The organism is Pseudomonas sp. FSL R10-0399 (assembly GCF_009600165.1).
In the GTDB taxonomy this organism is placed as follows: domain Bacteria; phylum Pseudomonadota; class Gammaproteobacteria; order Pseudomonadales; family Pseudomonadaceae; genus Aquipseudomonas; species Aquipseudomonas helleri.
Window position 1 is genome coordinate 37310 of sequence record NZ_WIWK01000042.1, and the last position, 7229, is coordinate 44538.

Consider the following 7229-nt stretch of genomic DNA (forward strand, 5'->3'; position numbering starts at 1 on the left):
GGCCAGGGCTCATTGAGTAGGGCCTGATATTCCATCCGACTGACAATCGCCGTCAACCGTTGGTATGCCTTATGACTGACTGTGGGAGCGGGCTTGCTCGCGATGCAAGCGCCCTGATCTACCTGCGACAACGCGTTGATGCTATCGCGAGCAAGCCCGCTCCCACACAAAGATCCAGCTCAGCGTTCTGCAGGCAATAAAAAACCGCCTTGAATCGGCGGTTTTTTATTCGGCATCGTTACGCTTGTGGGCGCATGTGCGGGAACAGGATCACGTCGCGAATCGACGGGGAGTTGGTCAGCAGCATCACCAGACGGTCGATACCGATACCTTCACCCGCCGTTGGCGGCATGCCGTATTCCAGCGCACGTACGAAGTCGGCGTCGTAATGCATGGCTTCGTCGTCACCGGCGTCTTTGTCCGCTACCTGCGCCATGAAACGCTCGGCCTGGTCTTCCGCGTCGTTCAACTCGGAGTAGGCGTTGGCGATTTCACGACCACCGATAAACAGCTCAAAGCGGTCGGTCACGTTCGGGTTGTCGTCGTTACGACGGGCCAGCGGCGACACTTCAAACGGGTACTGGGTGATGAAGTGCGGCTGTTCCAGCTTGTGCTCGACAAGCTCTTCGAAAATCATCACTTGCAGCTTGCCCAGGCCTTCGAAGCCCAGCACCTTGGCACCGGCTTTTTTGGCGATTTCACGCGCCTTGTCGATGTCGTTCAGGTCTGCAGCGGTTAGCTCAGGGTTGTACTTGAGGATCGAGTCGAAGACCGACAGGCGCACAAACGGCTCGCCGAAGTGGAACACCTTGTCACCGTACGGCACGTCGGTGCTACCCAGCACCAGCTGTGCCAGTTCACGGAACAGCTCTTCGGTGAGGTCCATGTTGTCTTCGTAGTCGGCGTACGCCTGGTAGAACTCAAGCATGGTGAATTCTGGGTTGTGACGGGTCGACACGCCTTCGTTACGGAAGTTACGGTTGATCTCGAACACTTTTTCGAAGCCGCCCACCACCAGACGCTTGAGGTACAGCTCAGGCGCGATACGCAGGAACATTTCCATGTCCAGCGCGTTGTGGTGAGTTTCGAAAGGCTTGGCTGCCGCGCCGCCCGGAATGGTTTGCAGCATCGGCGTTTCAACTTCAAGGAAGTCACGCGCCATCAGGAAGCTGCGGATGTGCGCGATCACTTGCGAACGCACACGGAAGGTGTGGCGCACGTCTTCGTTAACGATCAGGTCAACGTAACGCTGACGATAGCGCTGCTCGGTGTCAGTCAGACCGTGGTGCTTGTCTGGCAGCGGGCGCAGGGATTTGGTCAGCAGACGCACGTTGGTCATTTCAACGTACAGGTCGCCTTTGCCGGAACGGGCCAGGGTGCCTTCAGCGGCGATGATGTCGCCCAGGTCCCAGGTTTTCACGGCGGCCAGGGTTTCTTCTGGCAGGGTTTTACGGTTGACGTAGACCTGGATGCGACCGGTCATGTCCTGGATCACCATGAACGCGCCACGGTTAAGCATGATGCGACCCGCAACCTTGACCGGAATGGCTGCTTCAGCCAGCTCTTCCTTAGTCTTGTCGGCGTACTGCTTCTGCAAGTCAGCGCAGTAGTTTTCACGACGAAAATCATTAGGGAAGGCGTTGCCCTTAGCGCGCTCGGCGGCAAGTTTTTCCTTGCGCAGGGCGATCAGGGCGTTTTCTTCCTGTTGCAGGTCTTGGGGGTCGAGTTGTTGGTCGCTCATGTCTTAAAAATTCCATCACAGGTTCGTTGCCCCTGCCCTGCGGCAGGGGTTGGCGGGCCTTTAGCGCGCCTTGAGGCATCGCATTGGCTGCGCACTTACGGTTATTGCGCGACTTACAGCCCTTGTTTCAGGCTGGCTACCAGGTATTCGTCGATATCGCCGTCGAGCACTTTGTCGCAATCGCTGCGCTCGATGTTGGTACGCAAATCCTTGATACGCGAAGCGTCGAGTACGTACGAGCGGATCTGGTGGCCCCAGCCGATGTCACTCTTGGTGTCTTCCAGGGCTTGGGACGCCGCGCTGCGCTTCTGCATTTCTTGCTCATAAAGACGGGCCCGCAACATTTTCATGGCGGTGTCTTTGTTCGCATGCTGGGAACGTTCGTTCTGGCAGCTCACCACAGTGTTGGTCGGTACGTGGGTAATCCGCACGGCCGAGTCAGTGGTGTTTACGTGCTGACCACCCGCACCGGAGGAACGATAGGTATCGATCCGCAGGTCAGACGGGTTGATGTCGATTTCGATGTTGTCGTCGATTTCCGGCGAAACGAAAACAGCCGAAAACGAGGTGTGACGACGGTTGCCCGAGTCGTACGGGCTTTTACGCACCAGACGATGGACGCCAATCTCGGTACGCAGCCAGCCAAAGGCGTATTCACCCTTGATATGCACGGTTGCGCCTTTGATCCCGGCGACTTCACCGGCAGACAGTTCCATGATGGTGGCATCGAAGCCGCGCTTGTCGGCCCAACGCAGATACATCCGCAACAGGATATTGGCCCAGTCTTGCGCTTCGGTACCACCGGAGCCTGCCTGAATGTCCAGGTAAGCGTTATTGGCGTCCATCTCACCGCTGAACATGCGGCGGAATTCGAGTTTTTCAAGGGCTTCGCGCAGACGCTCGACTTCAGCGGCAACGTCATCGACAGCGGCCTGGTCTTCTTCTTCGGCAGACATCAACAGCAGGTCTTTGGCGTCGGCCAGACCTGTGTGCATCTCATCCAGGGTTTCGACGATCTGCGCCAGTTGGGCGCGTTCGCGGCCTAACTCCTGGGCGTACGTCGGGTTGTTCCAGACACTAGGATCTTCAAGCTCGCGATTGACTTCGATCAGACGCTCATGCTTTTGATCGTAGTCAAAGATACCCCCGAATAGTTTCGGAGCGCTCTGACAGGTCCTTGATGCTGTTAAGGATCGGGTTGATTTCCATGGCTGGCGGCACTCGTAGGCGATTTTTACAAAGCCGGGGAGTATACCGCAAACATGGGTTGGCAGCAGCCCGCCTGGCGGGGGCAGTTCACTTTGTAGGAGCTGCCGAAGGCTGCGATTTTTTGCCTTTAAATATCAAAAGATCGCGAGGCAAGCTCGCTCCTACAGAGTTTTGGGATGGCTTTTTGACGCATTCCGTCAGCAATTTCCTCTTCCCAATGCAGGGCACTTCCTAGTTGCTGTTATGCGCCTAGCAGATGGTGCACTCGGTCGAAATGGCCCGTGCGGTGGTGGATTCATTGCTGGACAACGCTGAGTAACAACCCCCCTCATGTAAGCAAAACCTACCCTGTAGGAGCGAGCTTGTCTCGCGATCTTTTGCCTTTAATGATCAAAAGTTCGCGAGACAAGGTGGGATGGTTACTCGATCCCGACCTGGTTACGTCCGTTGTGCTTGGCCAGGTACAGGCCTTTGTCCGCCGCGGAGATCAATTGGCGTGAGCTGCCGTTTTGTTGCGGGGTGAGGGTCGCCAGGCCAATGCTGATGGTCAGGCTGCGGCCTTCGCTGGGCTGGATGTGCGGGATTTTCAGGGCTTCTACGGCCTGACGCAGTTTTTCTGCCACCAGCCGTGCTCCGCCCTGGGAGGTGTTGGGCAAGACGATGGCGAATTCTTCGCCGCCGTAACGCGCCGGCAGGTCAGACGGGCGACTGCTGGCATCACGAATGGTCGAGGCCACTTTGCGCAATGCTTCGTCGCCGTCCAGATGGCCGAAGGTGTCGTTGAACGACTTGAAGTAGTCAACGTCGATCATCAACAACGACAGCTGGGTCTGCTCACGCAAGGCGCGGCGCCACTCCAGTTCGAGGTATTCGTCAAAGTGCCGACGGTTCGACAGCCCGGTCAGGCCGTCCGAGTTCATTAACCGTTGCAGCACCAGGTTGGTATCGAGCAGTTGCTGCTGGCTCACACGCAGCGCACGGTAGGCCGCGTCACGCTGCAACAGGGTCATGTAAGAGCGCGAGTGATAGCGAATGCGCGCCACCAGCTCGATGTTATCGGGCAGTTTGACCAAGTAATCATTGGCCCCCGCCGAAAACGCCGCGCTTTTGATCAGCGGGTCTTCTTTGGTGGACAGCACGATGATCGGAATATTCTGCGTCGCCGGGTGATTGCGGTATTCACGCACCAGGGTCAGACCGTCCAGCCCCGGCATGACCAGGTCCTGCAAAATCACGGTCGGTTTGATGCGGATGGCTTGCGCAATCGCCTGATGCGGGTCTGCACAGAAGTGAAAATCAATGTTCTGCTCTAGCGCCAAACCCCGGCGCACGGCTTCGCCGATCATCGCCTGATCGTCTACCAGCAGCACCATGGCGGCGTTTTCGTCTGTTTTAACGTCGTCCAACTGTAAATCGCTCATGCGCGTTCACCTGAATTACTGCCTTCAAGCCAGTCCTGCGGGATTTTGTCGATCATTTGGCAAATATCTCCAGCAAACGTGGCGCAATCTTGTCCAAAGGACGGATCTCAACCGCGGCATCAATGGCCGCAGCTGCTTTAGGCATGCCGTACACCGAACTGCTGTGTTGGTCTTGCGCAATGGTGAGGAAGCCTTGTTGGCGCATGAGTTTAAGCCCCTGAGCCCCATCGCGTCCCATGCCGGTTAATAACACCCCCACGGCATCTCCCTTCCAGTACCTTGCAACACTTTCAAAAAACACATCAATCGAGGGGCGGTAGATCTCGTTTACCGGCTCTGCCGTGTAGGCCAGGGTGCCGTTTTTCAACAAGCGTATGTGGTGGTTGGTGCCCGCCAGCAATACCGTCCCCGGCTGTGGCACTTCGCCTTCCCGAGCCAAACGTACGTCCAGCCCGCACGAGCCGCTCAACCACTCCGCCATGCCCGCCGCAAACACCTGGTCTACGTGTTGCACCAGGACGATAGGCACCTGGAAATCTCGCGGCAGCCCCTTGAGCAAACTTTCCAGCGCCGCCGGGCCGCCCGCAGACGAGCCAATCACCACCAGCCCGCCCTGCAAGCCCAATGCCCGCGGCTGCGCCGACACCGGGCGTACCCGCTTGTCACTCTGCCCCATCAACCAGCCCACGTTGAGGATCTTGCGCAATAACGGCGCTGCCGCTTCTTTGGCATTGCCTGCGCCCAACGCGGGCGTGTCCACCACATCCAGCGCGCCAAAGCCCATGGCCTCGAACACGCGGTGTACGTTCTGCTCCCGGTCAACGGTCACAATCACGATGGCACAGGGCGTTTCAGCCATGATCCGTCGCGTCGCCTGCACCCCGTCCATGACCGGCATGATCAGGTCCATCAAAATCAGGTCCGGGGTGAACTCAGCACACTTTTGTACCGCCTCGGCACCATTGTGAGCGACCCAGACCACTTCATGGCTCGGCTCAAAGGCCAGCGCCCAACGCAGCGCTTCAACCGCCAAAGGCATGTCGTTGACGATGGCGATTTTCATGTTTGGGCTCCCCCAATGAGTTCAACCACGGCATCAAGCAAGGCGTCGTCATGGAAGCTGGCTTTGGCTAGATAATAGTCGGCTCCCGCATCCAGGCCACGTCGTCGGTCTTCTTCGCGGTCTTTGTAGGAAACGACCATCACCGGCATGGACTGCAGGCGGTTGTCGCGGCGCAACAGGGTGACCAGCTCTATGCCATCCATGCGCGGCATGTCGATGTCGGTAATCAACAGGTCGAAATGATCGGCACGCAGGGCGTTCCAGCCGTCCATGCCGTCAACCGCAACGGCCACTTCGTAACCCCGATTAATCAGCAATTTGCGCTGCAATTCACGTACGGTCAGCGAGTCGTCTACCACCAGAATGCGTTTGCGGGTCAATTCTGCGGTGTGCCGATTGCGCCGATCAATACGCTCCAGACGCCCGGTGTTGAGCAACTTATCGACCGAACGCAGCATATCTTCAACATCAACAATCAGCACCGGCGAACCATCGTCCAGCAGCGCACCGGCCGAGATGTCCTGCACCTTGCCCAAGCGTGGATCGAGCGGCAGGACGACCAGAGTCCGCTCACCGATAAAGCGCTCAACGGCCACGCCATATACGGCGTCGCGCTCACGGATCACCACCACTTTGAGGGTTTCGTCATCGCTTTGGCTGGGCGGGCGCTGGAGCAACTGGCTGGCGGCCACCAGACCAACGTGCCGGCCTTCGTGCCAAAAGTGCTGACGCCCCTCGACTTGCACGATGTCATCCGGCAACAGGTCGCGCATACGCTCGATGTGCGCCAGCGGGAAGGCGTAGGCCTCGTCGGCCACTTCAACCACCAGGCTGCGCACCACCGACAAGGTTAGCGGCACTTCCAGCAGGAACCGGCTGCCCTGCCCTGCGGTTTGCTCCAGCACGATGGCACCGCGCAACAGGCGCACCATGTGTTGCACCGCATCCAGCCCGACGCCGCGCCCGGAGACTTCAGTCACCGTATCGCGCAGGCTGAACCCCGGCAGAAAGAGGAAGGTCAGGAGTTCTTCTTCGCTCAGTTGCGCCACCGTATCGGCGGTGGATAACTGGCGCTCGACGATGCTGCGACGCAAGCGTTCGAGGTCGACACCGGCGCCATCGTCGCTCAGTTCGACGGCAAGCAACCCGGCCTGATGCGACACCCGCAAGCGGATCGTGCCTTCCGGCTGTTTGCCCGCCAGCAAGCGTTGCTCGGGCGATTCAATCCCGTGGTCGACGGCGTTGCGCAGCAAGTGGGTGAGCGGCGCTTCGAGTTTTTCGAGGACATCGCGGTCAACCTGGGTTTTCTCGCCTTCGATTTCCAGGCGAATCTGCTTGCCCAACGCTCGACCCAAATCACGGACCATGCGCTCCTGGCCCACCAGCACATCGGCGAACGGGCGCATGCGGCAGGCCAGCGCGGTGTCATAGAGCAATTGCGCGCGCTGGCTGGTCTGCCAGCCGAATTCGTCGAGTTCGGCGGTCTGCTCGCTGAGCAAATGCTGCGACTCGGAGAGCACGCGCCGGGCCTCGTTCAGGGCCTCTTCAACCTCGTGCGTCAGGCCCACCACTTTGAGCTGCTCGTTGAGGGTATCCAGCGCCCGCAGGCTGGTGCTCTGCATGCGTTTAAGCCGATGCAGCGCCATCAGATACGGCTTGAGACGCTGGGTTTCGACCAGCGATTTACTCGACAGGTCGAGCAGGCTGTTGAGGCGCTCGGCGGTGACGCGCAACACCCGTTCGCCGCTTTCTGTCAGGCGCTGAGGCCGACGCGCAGGTTCGGGGGCCGGCTCGG

Annotated in this window: 5 protein-coding genes; all 5 read right to left on the reverse strand. The window is 58.9% G+C overall.

All coding sequences use genetic code 11. The features are described 5' to 3' along the window. Positions 1–238 precede the first annotated feature (238 nt). Positions 239–1741, reverse strand: coding sequence for a lysine--tRNA ligase (lysS, locus tag GHO41_RS14125; RefSeq protein ID WP_048368143.1), 1503 nt, complete (start codon positions 1739–1741; stop codon positions 239–241). A gap of 113 nt (positions 1742–1854) precedes the next feature. Further along, positions 1855–2950, reverse strand: a protein-coding gene (gene prfB / locus GHO41_RS14130) for a peptide chain release factor 2 (RefSeq protein WP_123749704.1) whose coding sequence is annotated in 2 segments (ribosomal slippage) — positions 1855–2877 and positions 2879–2950 — 1095 coding nt in all. Because the reading frame shifts where the segments join, the coding sequence is not laid out codon by codon here. Between the two features lie 419 nt (positions 2951–3369). Beyond that, positions 3370–4371, reverse strand: coding sequence for a PleD family two-component system response regulator (locus GHO41_RS14135; RefSeq protein ID WP_153326151.1), 1002 nt, complete (start codon positions 4369–4371; stop codon positions 3370–3372). 52 nt (positions 4372–4423) lie between these two features. Next, the gene (locus GHO41_RS14140) at positions 4424–5434 is read right to left on the reverse strand and encodes a chemotaxis response regulator protein-glutamate methylesterase (protein ID WP_153373655.1); all 1011 of its coding nucleotides are present in this window, start codon (positions 5432–5434) and stop codon (positions 4424–4426) included. Continuing rightward, a partial coding sequence (locus GHO41_RS14145) for a hybrid sensor histidine kinase/response regulator (protein WP_153433896.1) occupies positions 5431–7229 on the reverse strand: 1799 nt, incomplete at its 5' end. The genes GHO41_RS14145 and GHO41_RS14140, both read right to left, overlap by 4 nt.